This is a genomic window from Serratia sp. ID 25-353 (assembly GCF_054792795.1).
On record NZ_CM139236.1, the window covers coordinates 1,336,843 to 1,357,086 of the forward strand.

The window sequence follows — 20,244 nt, forward strand, 5'->3', positions numbered from 1 at the left end:
ATTAGTAATGATTTCAGGAGTAATACCTTGGATAAGGTCTGGTTAAAACGGTATCCGGCAGATGTGCCCGCAGAGATTGATGCCGATCGCTATTCGTCGTTGATTGAAATGTTTGAGCATGCCGTGCAGCGCTATGCCGATCAGCCCGCCTTTATCAACATGGGCGAGGTGATGACCTTCCGCAAACTGGAAGAACGCAGCCGGGCTTTCGCGGCTTACCTGCAAAATGAACTGGGCCTGAAGAAGGGCGACCGCGTCGCGCTGATGATGCCTAACCTGTTGCAATACCCTATCGCCCTGTTCGGCATTCTGCGCGCCGGTATGGTGGTGGTCAACGTCAACCCGCTGTACACCCCGCGCGAGCTGGAGCACCAGTTGAACGACAGCGGCGCCAGCGCCATCGTCATCGTCTCCAACTTTGCCCATACGTTGGAAAAAGTGGTGTTCAACACCCAGGTCAAGCACGTGATCCTGACGCGCATGGGCGATCAGCTTTCTGCCGCCAAAGGCACGCTGGTCAACTTCGTGGTCAAGTACGTTAAGCGCCTGGTACCGAAATACAACCTACCGGATGCCATTTCATTCCGCAGCGCGCTGCAGCGCGGCCGGCGCCTGCAATATGTAAAACCGGACATCATTAATGCCGATTTAGCCTTCCTGCAATACACCGGCGGTACCACCGGCGTGGCGAAGGGCGCGATGCTGACGCACCGCAACATGCAGGCCAACCTCGAGCAGGCCAAGGCCGCCTATTCGCCGCTGTTCCGCGAAGGGCAGGAACTGGTGGTGACGGCGTTGCCGCTGTACCACATTTTTGCGCTGACGGTGAACTGCCTGCTGTTTATCGATCTGGGCGGGCGCAATTTGTTGATCACCAACCCGCGCGATATTCCAGGGCTGGTGAAGGAACTGGGCAAATACCCGTTCACCGCCATGAGCGGGGTGAATACGTTGTTCAACGCATTGCTGAACAACGAAGAGTTCCACAAACTCGATTTCTCTACGCTGCGTTTCTCGGTCGGCGGCGGCATGTCGGTGCAAAAAGCGGTGGCCGAGAAGTGGGAGAAAACCACCGGCAAACACCTGCTGGAAGGCTATGGCCTGACGGAGTGCGCGCCGCTGGTGGCCGGTAACCCTTACGATCTGAAACACTACAGCGGCAGTATCGGTTTGCCGGTGCCGTCGACGGACATTCGGCTGGTGGACGACAACGGTCACGATGTGCCGCCGGGCGAGCCGGGCGAACTGTGGGTCAAAGGGCCGCAAGTTATGTTAGGCTATTGGCAGCGCCCGGACGCTACCGACGAAGTGCTGAAAGACGGCTGGCTGGCGACCGGTGATGTGGTGACCGTAGACGAGCAGGGGTTTGTGCGCATCGTCGACCGTAAGAAAGACATGATCCTGGTCTCCGGTTTCAACGTTTACCCGAACGAAATCGAGGACGTGGTCAGCCAGCATCCGAAAGTGCTGGAATGTGCGGCGATCGGCGTGCCCAGCGAGGCCTCCGGCGAAACGGTGAAGATCTGCGTGGTGAAGAAAGACGCCTCGCTGACCAAGGAAGAGCTGTTGACCCATTGCCGCCGCCACCTGACCGGGTATAAAGTGCCTAAAATTGTTGAGTTCCGCGATGAACTGCCGAAGTCGAACGTCGGCAAGATTTTGCGGCGAGAACTGCGCGATGAGCTAAAAACACCGAAGCCGGCCGATGCCGCCTAGGTCTGGCTTTCGCGCCTGACTATCAACAACGCCGGTGAATGCCGGCGTTGTTGTGTTTGAATCCTACAAGAGAATGATGTTTTGAATTATCAGTTGATCACTACCGATGCCGGATTGCAGCAGGTCTGCGAGCAGGCGGGAAAGCATGCTCAGATTGCGCTGGACACCGAGTTTGTCAGAACGCGCACCTACTATCCGCAGCTGGGCCTGATCCAGCTCTACGACGGTGAACAACTCTCCCTCATCGATCCTCTGCCGATCAAGGAATGGCAGCCGTTTGTCGACCTGCTGGCCGACACCGCCGTGGTGAAGTTCCTGCATGCCGGCAGTGAAGATCTCGAAGTGTTTCTCAACGCCTTTAAAACGCTGCCGACGCCGATGGTCGATACTCAGATCCTGGCGGCCTTTACCGGCCGGCCGCTCTCCTGTGGCTTCGCGACGCTGGTGGCGGAGTACATGAAGGTTGAGCTGGACAAGAGCGAGTCGCGCACCGACTGGCTGGCGCGTCCGCTGACCGAAAGGCAGTGCGTGTACGCGGCCGCCGACGTGTTCTATCTGCTGCCGATGGCCAAACAGCTGGTGCAGGAGACCGAAGAGGCCGGTTGGACCGCGGCAGCCAATAACGAGTGCCTGCTGCTGTGCCAGCGCCGTAGCGAGACGCTGGCGCCGGAATTGGCCTACCGCGAAATCAACAACGCGTGGCAGCTGCGCCCGCGTCAGCTCGGTTGTCTGCAGAAGTTGGCGGAATGGCGGCTGCGCCAGGCACGCGAGCGCGATCTGGCGGTGAACTTCGTGGTGCGAGAGGAAAATCTGTGGCAGGTGGCGCGCTATATGCCGTCTTCGCTGGGAGAACTGGATTCGCTTGGTCTGAGCGGGCCGGAGATCCGTTATCACGGTAAAACGCTGTTGGCGCTGGTGGCGGAAGCCGAAGCGCTGGAGGAATCCGAGTTGCCGGCGCCGCTGGCCAACCTTATCGATCAGCCGGGTTACAAGAAGGTGTTCAAAGACATCAAGGCGGCGATCGCTACCGTCAGTGAGCAAAGTGGGTTGAGTAGCGAGCTGCTGGCATCCCGTCGCCAAATTAACCAATTGCTGAACTGGCATTGGAAACTGAAGGACGGCGAAAATCGCCCTGAATTAATCAGTGGCTGGCGCGGCGATTTATTAATGGCACCGTTGCAGGACATCCTGAAAGATTATTAATCGCTGATTATCACCAGGGCAGGGTAGGGAAACTCTGCTCGGGTGAATATAGGCAGGAAATAATGCGTTGAAGGTAAATCTGGCCAGAATTTACTTTAAACGAGGCGGCGGCAAAGTTAATTGGGAATAGTCCCAAAGGAAAAAATGGCTTTTTTGCTGCCGATAAAGCTTAATAACTGGATGCACATACAGTTACCCCCTGCATAAAATATACAGGGGGTAATTAATGCGTCGCAATCATTTAGCTGCTTCTTCCGATTCCGGTAATGTCACGTTAAGTTCAAGTACCGAAATGTCGTCCCCTTTCTGCTCGAACTGCACGTGCAGCATTTCAGGATCGATCTGAATGTATTTGCAAATAACCGCCAGAATATCGCGTTTCAGATCAGGCAGATACGGGGGCTCACTGTCCCCGCGACGACGCTCTGCGACGATAATCTGCAGCCGTTCCTTGGCTATATTGGCTGTCTGTTTTTTGCGGGACAGAAAGAAGTCTAATAAGGCCATGGTTTATCCCCCAAAAAGGCGTTTCAGGAAACCCTTCTTCTCTTCTTCAATGAAGCGGAATGGGCGTTCTTCCCCCAACAAGCGGCAAACGGTATCGTCGTACGCCTTACCGGCGTCTGACTCGGCATCCAGAATGACAGGCTCACCCTGGTTGGAAGCGCGCAGCACGGACTGGTCTTCCGGAATCACACCCACCAGTGGAATACGCAGGATTTCCAGCACGTCTTCCATGCTCAGCATGTCGCCACGGCTGACGCGGCCCGGGTTGTAACGGGTCAGCAGCAGGTGTTCCTTGATTGGCGATTCGCCTTTCTCGGCGCGGCGTGACTTGGAGGAGAGGATGCCCAGGATACGGTCGGAGTCACGTACCGAAGACACTTCCGGGTTGGTGGTGATGATAGCTTCGTCGGCGAAATACAGCGCCATCAGCGCACCGGTTTCGATACCGGCCGGTGAATCGCACACCACGAAGTCAAAATCCATCTCGCCGAGATCGTTGAGAATTTTTTCAACGCCTTCGCGGGTCAACGCGTCTTTGTCGCGCGTCTGCGAAGCAGGCAGGATATAGAGGTTTTCAGTGCGTTTGTCTTTGATCAACGCCTGATTCAGCGTGGCATCGCCCTGAATCACGTTCACGAAATCATACACTACCCGACGTTCGCAGCCCATGATCAGGTCAAGATTACGCAGACCGATATCGAAATCGATCACGACGGTTTTCTTGCCTTTCTGGGCCAGGCCGGTAGCGATGGCCGCGCTCGAAGTGGTCTTGCCAACGCCCCCTTTACCCGATGTAACAACAATAATGCGTGCCATGAAATGGATTCCTTGTCAAAAGGGCTTAATTTAAAGGTTGTATGGTTAAAGCGTTATCCAACAGGCTGAGTCGTACGGCCTGCCCGACGTAATCGGACGGGATTTGGTCGCTCAACCAGTACTGCCCTGCGATAGAGACTAGCTCAGCCGCCAGGTGGGTGCAAAAAATCTGACATTGCGTGTCGCCTGACGCGCCTGCCAGTGCGCGACCGCGCATCATGCCGTAGACATGAATATTGCCGTCGGCAATCAATTCGGCGCCGGCGCTGACGCTGCTGGTCACGATAAGATCGCAGTTGCGGGCGTAAATCTGTTGGCCGGAACGGACAGGCGTACTGATGATGCGCGTTTTGGCGGGGGCGTTATCCGCCACCACGGGCGCAGGCGCAGGCTCCGGCGCCGCCATTTTCTGGCCTTTGCCTTCGCTCAGCAGCGGCAGCCCGGCACGGGCTATCGCGCGCTTTTGACGCTCATCTCTGCAACCGCTGATACCCACAACGCGCAGACCTGCTGCCGCGACAGCCTGTTGAAGTTCTTTCCAGTTCGCATCGCCTTCCAGCGTTGCGACGTTGATAACAACAGGGGCGTTTTTCAGAAAAGCGGGCGCTTGCTCAACTTTTTCCTGTAACGCCTGACGTATTACCTCGGGCTGCGAATTATGCAAATGAACAACCGATAGGGTAAAACTGCTGCCTTTTAGCTCAATTGGCGATTGTGACATCTATCCTGACTCAGTCTCAGCAACTTTAAATCCCCGGAATACCACTCGGGGTGCGATATTCCGATGTACTATAAGCATGTTATAGTCAGAGTTATATCCAGGCAAGACGCTCCCTCAATTAAATAGAGTTAAAAAAATGCTTTGTGTGATCTATAGAAGCCCGAAACGCGATCAAACTTATCTTTATGTCGAAAAAAAAGACGATTTCTCTCGTGTGCCGGAAGCGCTGATGAAAAGTTTCGGCGTGCCGCAATTCGCCATGATGCTTTCGCTCGATGAGCGCAAGAAATTGGCCTCGGCGGATATCGAAAAGGTGAAGCAGGCGTTGAAAGATGAAGGCTATTACCTGCAGTTCCCGCCGCCGGTCGAAAACCTGCTCAATCAGCATCTGGCCGGCGACAAGGCCTGAGACAGTCGCCACGGCCAGGGGAGGCGCGATGACACGTTCGGCGAGAAGAACCGTATTGGCCGCTTGGCTGGCGCTGGGCGGAGTGCTGATGCCGGGCTCACCGCAGGCGGCACAGGAGACGACGCTGGCGGCGAGCGGCCGGGATCCGGCGCAGTTCCCGGCGTATGTCGAGCAACTCAAGCGCCGGGCTCGGGAGCAGGGCATCAGCCAGAGCACCCTTGACCGCGCTTTTGCGCAAATCCATTTCGTTGATCGGGTGATCAAGGCCGATCGGAATCAGCCGGAGCAGAAGGTCACCCTGGATGACTACCTGCGGCGTGTGATGTCGCCCGCCAAGGTGCGCCAAGGGCGCGAGCTGTACCGGCAGCGCCAGGCGCAATGGACGCGCGCCAGCGAGCGCTACCGGGTGCCGGGGCGCTATATCATCGCGCTATGGGGCATGGAGAGCGCCTACGGCAAGATCCAGGGGCGGGAAGACGTGGTGTCTGCGCTGGCGACGCTGGCGTTTGAAGGACGCCGCGAGGCCTTTTTCAGCCATGAGCTGATGGCGGCGTTGCAGATAGTCGAGCAGGGGCACGTCGGCGATACGCCGCTGAAAGGCTCCTGGGCCGGCGCGATGGGGCAGTGCCAGTTTATGCCGAGCTCCTTCTTGCGCTACGCGGCGGACGGCGACGGTGACGGGCGCATCGATATCTGGAACAACATTGATGATGTCTTCGCGTCTACGGCCAGTTATTTGTCCAAAGAAGGCTGGCAGCCCGGCATCGGCTGGGGGCGCGAGGTTAAACTGCCCGCCGGTTTCAATCGGGCCGAGCTGGGCTTGAAAGACGCGCAGGCGCGCAGCGTCAACGCCTGGCAGCAACGCGGGGTGCGTCGTGCGGATGGCCGTGCGTTGCCGCATGCCGTTCAGCGTGGTTGGATCATTGCGCCGGATGATCTGCAGGGGCGGACGTTCCTGGTCTATGATAATTTTCGCACCCTCATGCACTGGAATCGCTCTTACTATTTCGCCCTCGCCGTGGGTATGATGGCGGACGCGATCGGGCATTGATCCGGAACACCAATAATCGGCTTGGCGCGCCAAGCCTCTACAGTTTGGGAGAAGCGGTATGTATCAACATAGAGACTGGCAGGGTTCGCTGCTCGATTTCCCAGTGAACAAGGTGGTCTGCGTCGGCAGCAACTACGCCGATCACATCAAGGAAATGGGCAGTGCGGTTTCCGTCGAGCCGGTGGTGTTCATCAAACCGGAAACGGCGCTGTGCGATATTCGCCAGCCGGTGGCCATCCCCAAAGAGTTCGGCTCGGTGCACCATGAGGTGGAGCTGGCGGTGCTGATCGGCACGCCGTTGAAACAGGCCAACGAAGACCGCGTTGCGCGGGCGATCGCCGGCTACGGTGTGGCGCTCGATCTGACGCTGCGCGATCTGCAGGCGGGCTTTAAAAAAGCCGGTCAGCCGTGGGAAAAGGCCAAGGCTTTCGACGGCTCCTGCCCGATGTCGGGGTTTATCCCGGTGGCGGAATTCGGCGATCCGCAAAACGCCGAGCTGTCGTTGACCGTCAACGATCAACTGCGTCAGCAGGGCAATACGCGTGACATGATCACGCCGATCCTGCCGCTTATCAGCTACATGAGCCGTTTCTTCACGCTGCGCGCCGGCGACATCATCCTGACCGGCACGCCGCAGGGCGTGGGCCCGATGACCTCCGGCGACATGCTGAAAATCAGTCTGAACGGCAAAACGCTCAGCACCCGCGTGATCTGATCTCTCTTGCCGCCGGCGCCGTCGGCGGCAAAGCTTGCATCTTGTGGCTAAAATGTCTATATAGTCCCCCCTCGAACCTGTGCGCAGGTGACTTATCCATTTACCGAAACCGGACGCTAACATGTCACAACTCGCTTTTTGGCAACAGAAAACGCTGGCGGAAATGTCAGAACAAGAGTGGGAATCGCTGTGCGACGGGTGCGGGCAATGCTGTTTGAATAAGCTGATCGACGAAGATACCGACGAGATTTATTTTACCAACGTAGCCTGCAACCAGCTCAACATCAAATCCTGCCAATGCCGTAACTATGAGCGGCGCTTCGAGCTGGAAGAGGACTGCATCAAACTGACGCGCGAGAACCTCACCACCTTCGATTGGTTGCCGCCGACCTGCGCCTATCGCCTGATCGGTGAAGGCAAACCGCTGTTCCCCTGGCACCCGCTGCTGAGTGGCTCCAAGGCGGCGATGCACGGCGAGCGCATCACGGTGCGGCATATCGCGGTGCGCGAGAGCGAAGTGGTGGACTGGCAGGACCATATCCTCAACAAGCCGGACTGGGCCAGATAAAGGCGGGCGCCTGCAGGGCAAGACGGGTTCTAATGCAAGAGGGCGGCGTGTTCAGACACGCCGCCCTCTGCGTTATTGAGCTAACGATTTTAATCATTAGTGCACGAATGGCGTTGATACTTGGTGCCGGATAGAGGGAAATTCCAACAATTTATTTAAGGATGGTAAGGGGGGGGCGTGATGGGGGATAGGAGAAAAAAGCCCCTGCAAAGATGAGGGGCAAGACACACAACAACACCAGGGAAATCGGTAGTACTTACTTTGCCGATACTATAAGGATTTTATGGGTAAACTTCACCAAAATATTGTGCTCTGAATGTGACAAAGGTGCCGTCATTCATGAGTAACGGTAATTTATTGATGCCTGAAGGTTGGGAGGGCAGTGCCGGCGCAGCCTGTTTTTACCCGCCGGCACCGCAGAAGTTTAATGTTATGTAAATTACGCGCTTAACCGAGCCGGGATGCTTCTTTTTAAACGACAAGTTGGGTAATTTGGCCGCTCTCCCGCAAGTTCGAGAGTATAACAATGAAAATGATCCGTCTGTTTGCCGTGGCTGGAGCGCTGATCGTGCTCGTTTACTTCCTTACACATACCTGAGAAGGCTTTATCTCGGAATGTGACAGCAATACCTAAAAAAAACGGCGCCGGAAGGCGCCGTTCCTTGTTTGTCTGCCGATCAGCGGCCGAACAGATCGCGGCGTCGTGGGCGAACAAATTGTGCGATCAGCACAATCAGCGCCACCAGCAGATAGGCACCGAAGATGCCGACCAGCCACTGTGGCATTTCCAGCGTCAGGAATTGCCATTGGCGCACGGAGCAGTCGCCGGAAGCGTGGAACACTGCAGGCAGCCATTTGTCCAGCGGCAGCCACGAAGGGAAGCTGACGAAGAAGTCACAGGTATTGAACGGCGAAGGATGCAACTGGATCATGGTGTGCTTCCACGCCAGCTGTACGCCTTCCCAGGCGCTGTAGATCCACAGCAAGATCGCCACATAGCGCAGCGGGGTTTTCGGCGCGATGGCGCCCACCAGCGAGGCACCGAGGATGCCGAACAGCGCGCAACGCTCGTAAATGCACATCACGCACGGCTGCAGCAGCATAACGTGCTGGAAATAGAGCGCGACCAGTTCCAACACCAACGCTGTCAGGGCCATCAGCAGCCAGGCGCCGCGTCCTTGTGAACAGCGGTTAAAGAATTGCAACATATCTAGATTCTTCCATGCAGTAAGCAATTGAACCGGCAGTGTAAACCAATTCACCCTCGCTGCCAGCCACCTGGGCCGGATTCAGCGTAAAAATAGTCGGTTCACCCTGCCGGCGCCGTCTCAGTGGCCGACGGCGTCGATGGGCGGCAGCGTCAGCCAATGCCACTGCGTCAACAGCTCGGTCGCCGGCTCCAGGGTGAGCTGGACGCACAGCAGGCCAACTACCGTCAGCACCACCGTATAAGGCAGGGCCATCCACACCATGCGTCCATACGACAGACGTACCAGCGGCGCCAATGCCGACGTCAGCAGGAACAGAAACGCCGCCTGGCCGTTAGGGGTGGCGACCGAAGGCAGGTTAGTGCCGGTATTGATGGCGACCGCCAGCAGCTCGAACTGCTTCAGCCCGATAGCGCCGGTTTCCAGCGCGGTGCGCGCCTCGTTGATGTAAACCGTACCGACGAACACGTTGTCGGAAACCGACGACAGCAGGCCGTTGAACAGGTAGAACAGCGAAAGCTGAGAAGCGGGGTCGGCGCGCAGCACAAACTGGATCACCGGGCTGAACAGGTGCTGTTCGATGATCACCGCGACCACGGTGAAAAATACCGTCAGCAGGGCGGTGAACGGCAGCGCTTCCTGGAACGCTTTGCCGATGGCGTGCTCGTCGTTCACGCCGCACAGGGAGGTGGCGAGGACGATGACCGACAGGCCGATCAGCCCCACTTCTGCCAGGTGGAAGGCCAGCGCCAGCACCAGCCAAACGCCGATCAGCGCCTGCATCACCAGTTTGAGCCGTTCTTGCTTGCTACGGCCTGCGGTGGCCTTGCGGTCATACTCTTTCAGCACGTCGCGCACCGCTCCCGGCAATTGCGCGCCGTAGCCAAACAGGCGAAAACGTTCTACCAGCCAACAAACCAGCAGGCCACACACCAACACCGGCAGCGTGACCGGCGCCATACGCAGGAAGAAATCGATAAAGCCCCAGCCTGCGTTTTTGGCGATGATCAGGTTTTGCGGCTCGCCCACCATGGTCATGACCCCGCCGAGCGCGGTGCCGACGCCGGCGTGCATCAGCAGGCTGCGCAGAAAGGCACGGAATTGCTCCAGCGTCTGTTTACGCTCTTCACCGGCGAAATCGCTGTCATCGCCGATGTCGCCATCGGGGCGATTTGAGGTCACGTTGTGATAGATGGAATAAAAGCCGGTGGCCACGCTGATCACTACCGCCACGACCGTCAGCGCATCGAGGAAGGCGGAAAGGAAGGCGGCGGCCAGGCAGAACGCCAGCGACAGCAGCGTTTTCGAACGGATATTGAGCAGCAGCTTGGTGAACACGAACAGCAGCAGCTGCTTCATAAAGTAGATGCCGGCCACCATAAAGATCAGCAGCAGTAACACTTCCAGATTATGTTCGATTTCCTGCGAAACTTGCGCCGGGCTGGTCATGCCGATGGCCACGGCTTCCAGCGCCAGCAGGCCGCCCGGCAGCAGCGGGTAGCATTTCAAAGCCATCGCCAGGGTAAAGATGAACTCGACCACCAGCAGCCAACCCGCGATAAACGGGCTGGCGAAAAAGAACACCAGGGGGTTGATCGCCAGAAAAATGAGAATGGTCAGTTTGTACCAGTCGGGAGATTGCCCCAGAAAATTTTTGAGCAGGGCGCTGCGCAGGGTTGTTTCCATTGTCCTTTATGCATCCTTAAATCAGTCGTAGCACGTACCCTAACAATGCGGCGGGGGCGTGCGCAACCTGAGCTTGTTTTACGGTGGGAAAATTCCTCCGACCGGTATTTTTGCTCGTTTTTTGCCACGTTATGCACACTTTCGTTTATTGTTTTTCGCTCACGCTATGTCATGTCAGCACGATCTGGTATGATGAGCTGATTACTTTTACTGATTTTATCGTCGCAACGGAACGTCAAACACATGGTCATAAAGGCGCAGAGTCCTGCCGGTTTCGCGGAAGAGTACATTATTGAGAGTATTTGGAATAATCGCTTCCCCCCTGGCTCTATTTTGCCCGCGGAGCGTGAGCTTTCGGAGTTGATTGGCGTCACGCGCACCACGTTACGTGAAGTGTTGCAACGTCTGGCCCGCGATGGCTGGTTGACCATTCAACATGGCAAACCGACCAAAGTGAACAATTTCTGGGAAACGTCCGGCCTCAATATTCTTGAGACCGTAGCCCGTCTCGATCACAAAAGCGTCCCGCAGTTGATCGATAACCTGTTGTCCGTGCGCACCAATATCGCGTCGATCTTTATTCGCGCCGCGGTGCGCAATCATCCGGAACAGGCCCAGGAAGTGCTGGCGAAGGCCGCCGAGGTAGAAGATCAGGCGGATGCTTTCAACCTGCTCGATTATGAGATCTTCCGCGGCCTGGCGTTCGCTTCCGGCAACCCGATCTACGGCCTGATTTTCAACGGTCTGAAAGGGCTGTACACCCGCGTGGGCCGTTACTACTTCTCTAACCCGGAAGCGCGCAAGCTGGCGCTGACCTTCTACAGCAAGCTGTCCACGCTGTGCCATGAGAAGCTGTACGACCAGGTGATGGATACCGTGCGCAACTACGGTAAAGACAGCGGGGCGATTTGGCAGAGCATGCAGGGCACTATGCCAAGCGATCTGACCGAAGCGCGCCGCTGATCGCGTGTAATGAAATAAGAAAGGGCGCCATGCGGCGCCCTTTTTCGTTGTGGTAATTACAGCGGCGTCGGCCGCGGCGGGCAACGGTCGAGCAACTCCACGCTGCCGTCTTCGTTTTGCTGCTCGAGGATCACGTCGAAGCCCCACAGGCGATGCAGGTGCTTCAACACGTCGCGGCGGCTCTTGTCCAGCGGCGCGCGCTCCTGCGGGATGTAGCGCAACGTCAGCGAGCGGTCGCCGCGCAGGTCCACGTTCCAGATCTGAATGTTCGGCTCATGGTTGCTCAGGTTGTATTGTGCCGACAGTTCCTGGCGGATTGCCCGGTAACCGGCTTCGTTATGGATCGCGGCAATCTCCAGATAGTTGTTGCGATCGTCGTCCAGCACGGTGAACAACCGGAAATCGCGCATCACTTTGGGCGACAGGAACTGGCTGATAAAGCTCTCGTCCTTGAAATCGCGCATGGCGAAGTGCAAGGTGTCCAGCCAGTCTTTGCCGGCGATGTCCGGGAACCAGTAGCGGTCTTCTTCGGTCGGCGATTGGCAGATGCGCTTGATGTCCTGGAACATGGCGAAGCCCAGCGCATAAGGGTTGATGCCGTTATAGTACGGGCTGTTGTATGGCGGCTGATACACCACGTTGGTGTGACTGTGCAAAAACTCCAGCATAAACCGCTCGGTCACGCGGCCCTCGTCGTACAAATGGTTGAGGATGGTGTAGTGCCAGAAGGTGGCCCAACCCTCGTTCATCACCTGAGTCTGTTTTTGCGGGTAGAAATACTGGCTGACTTTGCGCACGATGCGCAGCACCTCACGCTGCCAGGGTTCCAGCAACGGCGCATTCTTCTCGATAAAATAGAGGATATTTTCCTGCGGTTCGCTCGGATAGCGACGCGCCTGCTCCGGCGACTCTTCGCGCTCGACGCGCGGCAAGGTCTTCCATAGCGTGTTCACTTGGCTTTGCAGATACTCTTCGCGGCTTTTCTGGCGCGCTTTCTCTTCCACCAGTGAGATCTTCTGTGGGCGTTTGTACCTGTCGACCCCATAGCTCATCAGCGCGTGGCAGGAGTCCAGCAACCGCTCCACTTCATCGACGCCGTAGCGTTCTTCGCACTGGCTGATGTAGTGGCGGGCGAACAGCAGATAATCGACGATGGAGCTGGCGTCGGTCCAGCTGCGGAACAGGTAGTTATTCTTGAAGAACGAGTTGTGGCCATAGCAGGCGTGCGCCATCACCAGCGCCTGCATGGTGATGGTGTTCTCCTCCATCAGGTAGGCAATGCAGGGATTGGAGTTGATGACGATTTCATACGCCAGCCCTTGCTGGCCCTGTTTGTAGCGCTGTTCGGTTTCGATGAACTTCTTACCGAAGGACCAATGGGTATAGTTGATCGGCATGCCGACGCTCGAATAGGCGTCCATCATCTGCTCGGAGGTGATCACCTCGATCTGATGGGGGTAGGTGTCGAGCCGGTAATGCTTGGCGACGCGGTCGATCTGCTCCAAATACACCTGCAGCAGTTCGAACGTCCAGTCCGGTCCATCGCTCAGACGTTTATCATCCTTAACCTTTTCATGTGTTGAAGTAGTCATCAGCGCACCCTCATTATTCACGGGTCTTGCTCGAACGGCAGACCCTGTAACAAGCATAGTTCAAGTCATAATTAACCATTGCAAATCAGTGAAATAAAAATGCCGGCACGCAAAGGAGCAAACGGCGGTCAATTCGACGCCCGTCCCGGCAGAGGGCGGCACAGCACCGCGCGTCTTCTCCGAGTATAGCCCTGCGGCAAGGGCGTGCAACACATGCCTGTTGTACGACAGGGATTGAAAATTGTTATGTTATATTGTAACTTTTAATTTTCTCAATAACAGACAAGGAGCGCATTTTGGCGAGGCATTTGGGTAAAGTGGCGGTGGCGCTGGCCGCGTTGTTTATCAGCGGGCAGGCTTTTGCCCACGGGCATCATTCACATGGCAAACCACTGACGGAAGTGGAAAAAAAGGCCGAGGCGGGCGTGTTCGACGATAAAGACGTCAAAGATCGCAACCTGGCGGATTGGGAGGGCGTGTGGCAATCCGTGTACCCTTACCTGCTCAATGGGGAGCTCGACCCGGTGTTCAAGAAGAAAGCGGCGCAGGATAAGAGCAAGACCTTCGCAGAAGTGAAGGCGTATTACCGCAAAGGGTACGCCACCGATGTGGATACCATCGGCATTGAAAACGGCGTCATGGAGTTTCACCGCGGCGACCAATCCAGCGCTTGTCAGTATAAGTACGCCGGGCATAAGATCCTGACGTATGTCTCTGGTAAGAAGGGCGTGCGTTATCTGTTCGAATGCCAGGATGCCGGCAGCCTGGCGCCGAAATTCGTGCAGTTCAGCGATCACATTATCGGCCCGCGCAAATCGGCGCATTTCCATATCTTTATGGGCAACACGTCGCAGGAAGCGTTGCTGAAAGAAATGGATAACTGGCCGACTTACTACCCATTCCAACTGCAGACCAAAGAAGTCGTGGACGAGATGCTGCATCATTGATGCCGCTCCCTCCCGTCCACCACAAGCCCGCTTATGTGGGCTTGTGCTCAGTCAAACGCTCTGATTTGCAGGTAATCATCCGTCACTGCCATTTCAAACAGCGTTTCATCCGCCAACAGGGTCGCACGCATTCGTTCCCGGGCTTGCCGGTAGCGTTCATCCAACTGAATATCACCGGCGTTTTCCCATGCGGCTCGGCTTGGCCACTGCGCATAGCCGATAAACTTCCCGCTCATATCTCGATGCAGGCGCGAGCCAAGGCTGCCGCGCTGCAGATAGATCCCTTGGGTCAACTCAAGCCAGGCCAGGCGAAAGGCGTGTTCGTGTCCGGTTTTGACTGAGAACTGGTAGATGGCGATGAACATAAAGGGTTCTCCAGAAAAGCGACAATATGAACTTTAGGATCGGCTTCTGGCTTCAACGTTCATATCGTGCTGCAGCGTTCAACTTAAACGGGCGGGGCTAAGGGCTCGGCTGTTTTAATCCAGTAGTGAAAATAAGGTTAACGGCAGCTGAAATTTTGCGCGATTTTTCTGCTGCGGAGGGAGGAGGCTCTCTTTGTTTGTTATGTTGGTATTTTTTAATTTATTGGGTTTTTATTCTGTCTATGCGATGGCTGGTATTTTTATATTCTGTTAAATCAATGTTGCTTATTACGCCTTTTTTGAGTGCCGTCATTGATAGCGTTGCTATCAATTCAGTGGCGGTATGACATCATAATCCCCTCTAAACCGCATCTTATCGCTATTTTCGGGCGACTATTGCAAATGCACGCCCCATCGACGATAAATTAATTGTGAATATTGTCACGTTTGATGACGAAGTTGTTGGACGGATTTTTTCACTGAGTTAATTTCCTGTGAGCAGAAGATTATGCTTTGTGAAGCCTTGGGCTGGAGTCAGCGATGCGAGTGGTAATTTTAGGTAGTGGAGTGGTGGGCGTAGCCAGTGCCTGGTATTTGGCGAAGGCGGGGCATGAGGTGACGGTGATCGATCGTCAGCCAGGTCCTGCATTGGAAACCAGCGCGGCGAACGCCGGGCAGATTTCACCGGGTTATGCCGCACCCTGGGCGGCACCGGGCGTGCCGCTGAAGGCCATCAAGTGGATGTTCCAGCGCCATGCGCCGTTAGCGATCCGCCTCGACGGCAGCAGCTTCCAGTTGAACTGGATGTGGCAGATGCTGAAAAACTGCAACACCGAACACTACATGACCAACAAAGGCCGCATGGTGCGCCTGGCGGAATACAGCCGCGATTGTATCAAGGCGCTGCGTCAGGAAACCGGCATCCAGTACGAAGGTCGCCAGGGCGGCACGCTGCAGCTGTTTCGCACCCAACAACAGTTCGAAAACGCAGCGAAAGACATTGCGGTATTGGAAGATGCCGGTGTGCCTTACAAACTGCTGGAGGCCAGCCAGCTCGGCAGCGTCGAGCCGGCGCTGGCGCAGGTGGCGCACAAGCTGACCGGTGGCCTGCAGCTGCCGAACGACGAAACCGGCGATTGCCAGCTGTTTACGCAACAGTTGGCGAAGATGGCAGAGCAGGCGGGCGTAACCTTCCTGTTCAACCGCAGCGTCGATCGTCTGCTGGTGGAAGGCGACAAGATCGCCGGCGTGCAGTGTGGCGAGGACGTGTTCAAGGCCGACAGCTATGTGGTGGCGTTCGGCTCGTATTCCACGGCGTTGCTACGCGGCCTGGTGTCCATTCCGGTTTACCCGCTGAAAGGCTATTCGTTGACCATACCTATCACCGACGAAGCGGCGGCGCCGTTCTCTACGGTATTGGATGAGACGTATAAAATCGCCATCACGCGCTTCGACCAGCGTATTCGCGTTGGCGGCATGGCGGAGATCGTCGGTTTCAATACGCAGCTGGAGCAAAAACGGCGCGAAACGCTGGAGATGGTGGTGCGCGATCTCTACCCGAACGGTGGCAGAGTGGAAGAGGCGACGTTCTGGACCGGCCTGCGGCCGATGACGCCGGACGGCACGCCAATTGTCGGCCGCACTTCGCTGAAGAATCTGTATCTCAATACCGGGCATGGCACGTTGGGCTGGACGATGGCCTGCGGTTCCGGGCAGTTGTTGTCCGATCTGATGTCCGGCATTACGCCGGCGATCCCTTCCGATGATCTGGCGGTGGCGCGTTACAGCGCCGGGTTTCGCCAGCAACACGCGGTTCCGCTGAACGACGTGCATCCCGCACGTTAATCGTCGACGCTGTCATAGACTTTACCGGCCACGCGCAGGCGCGCGTGGCCGCTGTACGCTGCCCCAAGGAGAAGCGATGCCCCGTCCCATAACCGCCACGATGCATCTCGGCGCGATTGAAAATAACCTGCAGGTGGTGCGCCGTTTCGCCGCCGGCGCCAAAGTCTGGGCGGTGGTCAAGGCCAACGCCTATGGCCACGGCATCAAACACGTTTGGCGCAGCATGGCGCAAACCGACGGCTTCGCCATGCTGGATCTGGCCGAAGCGGTGCTGTTGCGCGAGTCGGGTTGGCAAGGGCCGATTCTACTGCTGGAGGGTTTTTTCCAGCCGCAGGATCTGGCGTTGCTCGACCGTTATCGCCTGACGACGGCGGTGCACAGCGACTGGCAACTGGCGGCGATCGCCGACGCCACGCTGAACGCGCCGCTCAATGTCTATCTGAAAGTGAACAGCGGCATGAATCGGTTAGGGTTCGCACCCGATCGGCTGCATGAGGTGTGGCACAGGGCGCAGGCGGTTGCCAATATCGGCGAGCTTACGCTGATGAGCCATTTCGCCACCGCCGACGGCCCGGAAGGCGTGACCCAGCAGATGGCCACTATCGAGGCGGCGGCAGCCGATATACCGTTGCCGCGCTGCCTGGCCAACTCGGCCGCCACGCTGTGGCACCCTTCGACCCACGGTAGCTGGGTCCGCCCTGGGATCATTCTGTATGGCGCTTCGCCGAGCGGTTGCTGGGAGGATGTTGCGACGACGGGGCTGCAGCCGGCGATGACGCTGAGCAGCGAGATCATTGGCATTCAGCAGCTGAAGTCTGGCGATCGCGTGGGGTACGGCGGCCGTTACAGCGCCGCCGGCGCGCAGCGCATCGGCGTGGTGGCCTGCGGTTACGCCGACGGCTATCCGCGTCATGCGCCGACCGGTACGCCGGTATGGGTTGACGGCGTGCTGACGCGCACCCTGGGAACGGTATCGATGGATATGCTGGCGGTGGATCTGACGCCCTGTCCGCAAGTCGACCTGGGCGCCGAAGTGGAGCTGTGGGGGAAACGCCTGCCGGTGGACGAGGTGGCCACGGCGGCAGGAACGTTAGGCTATGAGCTGCTGTCAGCGTTAGCGGCGCGGGTGCCGGTTGCCATTGAAGCCTGAGCCGCGGCTCAGGCGACTTTTTTTATCTGCCCTTTAATCTGCTTGCTGAGCCGCCGCGCGTGCAGCGCCAGCAGGCAGCCTGCCAGCATCACCAGCGCCAGCGACAGCTTCGGTTGCAGCGGCAACGCCATTGCCACCAGACCCAACGCGGCACCGCCCGCCATCTGCACGAAACCGACCAGCGCGGACGCGACGCCGGCCTCATTGGAGTACGGTTCCAACGCGTAACTGGTAGCCGGGCCCATCACGAACGCCAACCCGGCGCAGGCGCTGGCGACCGGCAGCATATACGCCAGCCAGTGCGCTTGCGCCGCCGCGGGCAGCAGCATGACGCCCAGCAGCAGGCCCAAACAGCCCAGCCCCATCAACATGCCGCCGGTCGCCAGGCAAACCGGACGGCCGACCTTGTGGATGATGCGGTTGGCGAAGAAGCTGACCAGCATGATCCAGAAACCGTTGGCGCCGAACACCAGCGAGAATTGCAGCGGAGTCAGGCCGGCGGTGCCCATCAGCACGTTCGGTGCCAGAGAAACGTAGGTCAGCGCCATGCCCATCGCTCCAGAGTTCACCACTGCAAAGGAGAGAAAACGCCGTTCGCTGAGGATGCGCGCGTATTGGCGCACCGGCAGCCCCTTGACCGGCACGGTGTCGGCAGGGCGGGTTTCCGGCAGGCGCAGCGCGATGAGCACCAACACCAGCAACGCGTAGCCGACCAGGAACCAGAAGGGGGCACGCCAGCCGAAGGCTTCGGCGAGCAGGCCGCCGAGCAGCGGCGCCAGCGCCGGGATGATGTTCAGCGTGCCGTTGAGAAAGCCGAAAGCGCGGGCGGCGTCGTCGCCGTTCAGGCGATCGCGCACGCCGCTGAAGGCGACGACGGCGGTGCAGCAAACCGCCACGCCTTGCAGCAGACGCGAAGCGATGAAAACCGTTGGACTGGTGGCCAGCGCCGCCATCGCGGCGCCGATCATGTAGAGGATAATGCCGGCCAGTGCCACCGGCTTGCGGCCATAGTTATCCACCAGCGGGCCGGCGATAACCTGGCCGAGGCCGAGCACCAGAATAAACAGCGATATGGTGGATTGGATCAGCGCTTCGCTGCTGCCCAAACCGACGGCAATGGCGGGAATGGTCGGCAGATAAAGATCGATGCCTAATGGGCCGAGCAGCACCAGGCTGAGAAGCATAAACAGAAACTTTTGCATAACAGGAAAGGCACGTCCGAGTGACAAAGAGGGCTAGAGTAGAGACTCTGGCGGCAAATGAAAAGGGGCAAAGCGGGTCAGCGCTGCGCCCCTTGGCGGTAATAGAGCGCCGAGACGGTATCGGCCACATAACGGGCCTGGTGGCGAGCATCATCCAGCGCCCGATGCGGCATACCTTCGAACGGGCGGGCCTTTTTCGGGTTAAAGCCGTGGAGTTCCGCCAGCGTGATCACCGTGCGCACGTCCTGGGTATCCCAGAATTTCCACGGGCAGGGCATTTCCAACTGCTGGAAGGCGTGTTCGAGGATCGCGCAGTCGAACTCTTTGCCGTTGCCCCAGACTTTCACCGTGTCAGTGCTGTTCATATGGATGAAGCGGCTAAGGCTGCTCAGCACGCGCTTCAGGCTCTCGGTGCCGCCGAAGGCCTGTTTGCGCGCTTCATCGGACTGTTTCGCCCACCAGGCGACCGTGTCCAGGCTGATGGTACGGCCCGGTTGGTCTTTCTGGCAGCTGACGGCGGCTTCGAATTCGGCGCCCAGTTCCCCGGTTCGGGGATCGAAAAATACCGCCGCAACCACCAGAATGACGGCGCTGGGTTTTATATCCAGGGTTTCAATGTCTAACATCAGATGGTGCATCGGCGTTTCCGGTGGTGGGCGTAGTGGCTTAATGTTACTACAGAACGTGCGCCGATGCGGTCGATGCGCGCATGAAATCCTTTTAAAGCGCCTCATTCAGGTTATGATGCTCGGGATACTCTTGTCAGGTTGGTCGCTATCGGTGAGAACGCTTATCTTTATTCTGTGCATGGTCGGCTACTTGCTGTTGCTGGGCTACCTTAGCATGTTCGTCACGGACAAGATCTGTGAGAAGGCGGGTAACTACACTAAAATATGCCGCATCGTAGACATTTCCGAACCTCATATCCCTTAATAGCCCTCTGTTTATCCCAGATAGTCGGTGGTAATCAGCGGCGTCAGGATGGCCGCCAGCGCCGTTAGCGCCCCCCATTGCCGCCAGCCCAGCCGCGCCAGCCAGTCATGCCGCTGCGGTGGCGTGGCCAGTTGCCCGACGGCCACGGCGCCGGTAAGCAGCAGCGTCAGTATCAGCAGCACCAGGCCGCGGCTCACCAGCGTGAACTCGACATGCAGCACATTGGCGTAATACAGGCGCATCAGAATAAAATAGCTCAGCAAGATCCAGGCGAAAACGACGTTCTTCTTGAGCACCTGTTGCAGCATCAGCGCGAGGAACAGGCTGTGAAACAGCGACAGTAGTGGAGCCTCGATCGGATGCCGTACGCAGACGTTGTAGACCGCCATGTAAATGTTGAAAACCAGCAGGATATAGATCACATAAATATACCAGCCGTAGATGATTTTGAGCTTTTTCGGGTTCGGCGGCAGGGAGAGTGCGTCCGGTTTCATTAATGCCTCCTGATGATGCTATGCAAACGCTGTGGTTGAAGACGGCGCGGCGACATCGTAATTTAAAATCCACAGGGTATATATCACCCGCGCGCTAAATGACAATTAAACGCAGGATCGGCTTTATTTCCGCGTTAGCCTGGAACTCTTTTG

20 protein-coding genes are annotated in these 20,244 nt (G+C 57.4%); 10 read left to right on the plus strand and 10 right to left on the minus strand.

All coding sequences use genetic code 11. From position 1 onward, the window contains the following. Positions 1-27: 27 nt before the first annotated feature. Both fadD and rnd read left to right on the plus strand, forming a co-directional pair. A complete protein-coding gene (gene fadD / locus ACYF6X_RS06430; RefSeq protein WP_063990143.1) occupies positions 28-1,716 on the plus strand; it encodes a long-chain-fatty-acid--CoA ligase FadD in 1,689 nt (562 codons plus the stop codon). Positions 1,717-1,797: 81 nt separating this feature from the next. Next, a complete protein-coding gene (rnd, locus tag ACYF6X_RS06435) occupies positions 1,798-2,919 on the plus strand; it encodes a ribonuclease D (RefSeq protein ID WP_130018097.1) in 1,122 nt (373 codons plus the stop codon). 237 nt (positions 2,920-3,156) lie between these two features. Here the strand turns inward: rnd and minE are convergent, their stop codons facing one another. Genes minE through minC form a run of 3 tightly spaced genes read right to left on the minus strand, consistent with a single transcriptional unit; the run spans position 3,157 to position 4,963 of the window. Beyond that, positions 3,157-3,426 carry a cell division topological specificity factor MinE gene (gene minE / locus ACYF6X_RS06440; RefSeq protein ID WP_004932303.1) on the minus strand — a complete coding sequence of 90 codons (270 nt, stop codon included), beginning with the start codon at positions 3,424-3,426 and terminating at the stop codon, positions 3,157-3,159. Positions 3,427-3,429: 3 nt separating this feature from the next. Next, the gene (gene minD, locus ACYF6X_RS06445) at positions 3,430-4,242 is read right to left on the minus strand and encodes a septum site-determining protein MinD (protein ID WP_016927452.1); all 813 of its coding nucleotides are present in this window, start codon (positions 4,240-4,242) and stop codon (positions 3,430-3,432) included. A 25-nt stretch (positions 4,243-4,267) separates the two neighbouring features. Continuing rightward, the gene (minC, locus tag ACYF6X_RS06450) at positions 4,268-4,963 is read right to left on the minus strand and encodes a septum site-determining protein MinC (protein WP_025303113.1); all 696 of its coding nucleotides are present in this window, start codon (positions 4,961-4,963) and stop codon (positions 4,268-4,270) included. A 136-nt stretch (positions 4,964-5,099) separates the two neighbouring features. Here minC and ACYF6X_RS06455 point away from each other — a divergent pair, with 136 nt between their 5' ends. The 4 genes from ACYF6X_RS06455 to ACYF6X_RS06470 all read left to right on the plus strand — a co-directional run bounded on the left by ACYF6X_RS06455 (position 5,100) and on the right by ACYF6X_RS06470 (position 7,706). After that, positions 5,100-5,372, plus strand: coding sequence for a YcgL domain-containing protein (locus ACYF6X_RS06455; protein WP_033643340.1), 273 nt, complete (start codon positions 5,100-5,102; stop codon positions 5,370-5,372). A gap of 28 nt (positions 5,373-5,400) precedes the next feature. Then, a complete protein-coding gene (locus ACYF6X_RS06460) occupies positions 5,401-6,423 on the plus strand; it encodes a lytic murein transglycosylase (protein WP_130018096.1) in 1,023 nt (340 codons plus the stop codon). Positions 6,424-6,481: 58 nt separating this feature from the next. After that, entirely contained in the window at positions 6,482-7,138 is a 657-nt protein-coding gene (locus ACYF6X_RS06465) for a fumarylacetoacetate hydrolase family protein (RefSeq protein ID WP_063990140.1), read from the plus strand. Positions 7,139-7,259: 121 nt separating this feature from the next. Beyond that, entirely contained in the window at positions 7,260-7,706 is a 447-nt protein-coding gene (locus tag ACYF6X_RS06470; RefSeq protein ID WP_025159803.1) for a YcgN family cysteine cluster protein, read from the plus strand. Positions 7,707-8,383: 677 nt separating this feature from the next. Here the strand turns inward: ACYF6X_RS06470 and dsbB are convergent. Then, positions 8,384-8,914, minus strand: a complete 531-nt coding sequence (gene dsbB / locus ACYF6X_RS06475; protein ID WP_033643335.1) for a disulfide bond formation protein DsbB — start codon at positions 8,912-8,914, stop codon at positions 8,384-8,386. Positions 8,915-9,034: 120 nt separating this feature from the next. Then, positions 9,035-10,600: a sodium/proton antiporter NhaB gene (gene nhaB / locus ACYF6X_RS06480; protein ID WP_107226328.1), complete on the minus strand. Its 1,566-nt coding sequence runs from the start codon at positions 10,598-10,600 to the stop codon at positions 9,035-9,037. 243 nt (positions 10,601-10,843) lie between these two features. Between nhaB and fadR the strand changes: the two genes are divergently transcribed. Beyond that, positions 10,844-11,563, plus strand: a complete 720-nt coding sequence (fadR, locus tag ACYF6X_RS06485; protein WP_025303107.1) for a fatty acid metabolism transcriptional regulator FadR — start codon at positions 10,844-10,846, stop codon at positions 11,561-11,563. 56 nt (positions 11,564-11,619) lie between these two features. Here the strand turns inward: fadR and ACYF6X_RS06490 are convergent, their stop codons facing one another. Next, on the minus strand, positions 11,620-13,155 hold the full coding sequence (locus ACYF6X_RS06490; protein ID WP_063990138.1) for a SpoVR family protein: 1,536 nt from the start codon (positions 13,153-13,155) through the stop codon (positions 11,620-11,622). A 296-nt stretch (positions 13,156-13,451) separates the two neighbouring features. On the opposite strand from ACYF6X_RS06490, the gene zinT reads away from it, so the two are divergent. Then, the gene (zinT, locus tag ACYF6X_RS06495) at positions 13,452-14,102 is read left to right on the plus strand and encodes a metal-binding protein ZinT (RefSeq protein ID WP_063990137.1); all 651 of its coding nucleotides are present in this window, start codon (positions 13,452-13,454) and stop codon (positions 14,100-14,102) included. Positions 14,103-14,149: 47 nt separating this feature from the next. On the opposite strand, the gene ACYF6X_RS06500 is transcribed toward zinT, so the two are convergent. After that, positions 14,150-14,467 carry an antibiotic biosynthesis monooxygenase family protein gene (locus ACYF6X_RS06500; protein WP_063990136.1) on the minus strand — a complete coding sequence of 106 codons (318 nt, stop codon included), beginning with the start codon at positions 14,465-14,467 and terminating at the stop codon, positions 14,150-14,152. A 540-nt stretch (positions 14,468-15,007) separates the two neighbouring features. Here ACYF6X_RS06500 and ACYF6X_RS06505 point away from each other — a divergent pair. Together ACYF6X_RS06505 and dadX are read left to right on the plus strand one after the other, a co-directional pair. Further along, complete coding sequence (locus tag ACYF6X_RS06505; protein ID WP_107226327.1) at positions 15,008-16,312, plus strand: D-amino acid dehydrogenase; 1,305 nt, start codon at positions 15,008-15,010, stop codon at positions 16,310-16,312. 76 nt (positions 16,313-16,388) lie between these two features. After that, positions 16,389-17,462: a catabolic alanine racemase DadX gene (dadX, locus tag ACYF6X_RS06510; RefSeq protein ID WP_063990134.1), complete on the plus strand. Its 1,074-nt coding sequence runs from the start codon at positions 16,389-16,391 to the stop codon at positions 17,460-17,462. A gap of 8 nt (positions 17,463-17,470) precedes the next feature. Here dadX and ACYF6X_RS06515 read toward each other — a convergent pair whose 3' ends face one another. The 3 genes from ACYF6X_RS06515 to ACYF6X_RS06525 form a co-directional block, all read right to left on the minus strand. Beyond that, positions 17,471-18,664, minus strand: coding sequence for a multidrug effflux MFS transporter (locus ACYF6X_RS06515; protein WP_063990133.1), 1,194 nt, complete (start codon positions 18,662-18,664; stop codon positions 17,471-17,473). A 77-nt stretch (positions 18,665-18,741) separates the two neighbouring features. Then, positions 18,742-19,302 (minus strand): 3'-5' exonuclease, encoded by a 561-nt coding sequence (locus ACYF6X_RS06520; protein ID WP_063990132.1) that lies wholly within the window; start codon positions 19,300-19,302, stop codon positions 18,742-18,744. Positions 19,303-19,608: 306 nt separating this feature from the next. Beyond that, positions 19,609-20,091 carry a hypothetical protein gene (locus ACYF6X_RS06525; protein WP_063990130.1) on the minus strand — a complete coding sequence of 161 codons (483 nt, stop codon included), beginning with the start codon at positions 20,089-20,091 and terminating at the stop codon, positions 19,609-19,611. Between the last annotated feature and the right edge of the window lie 153 nt (positions 20,092-20,244).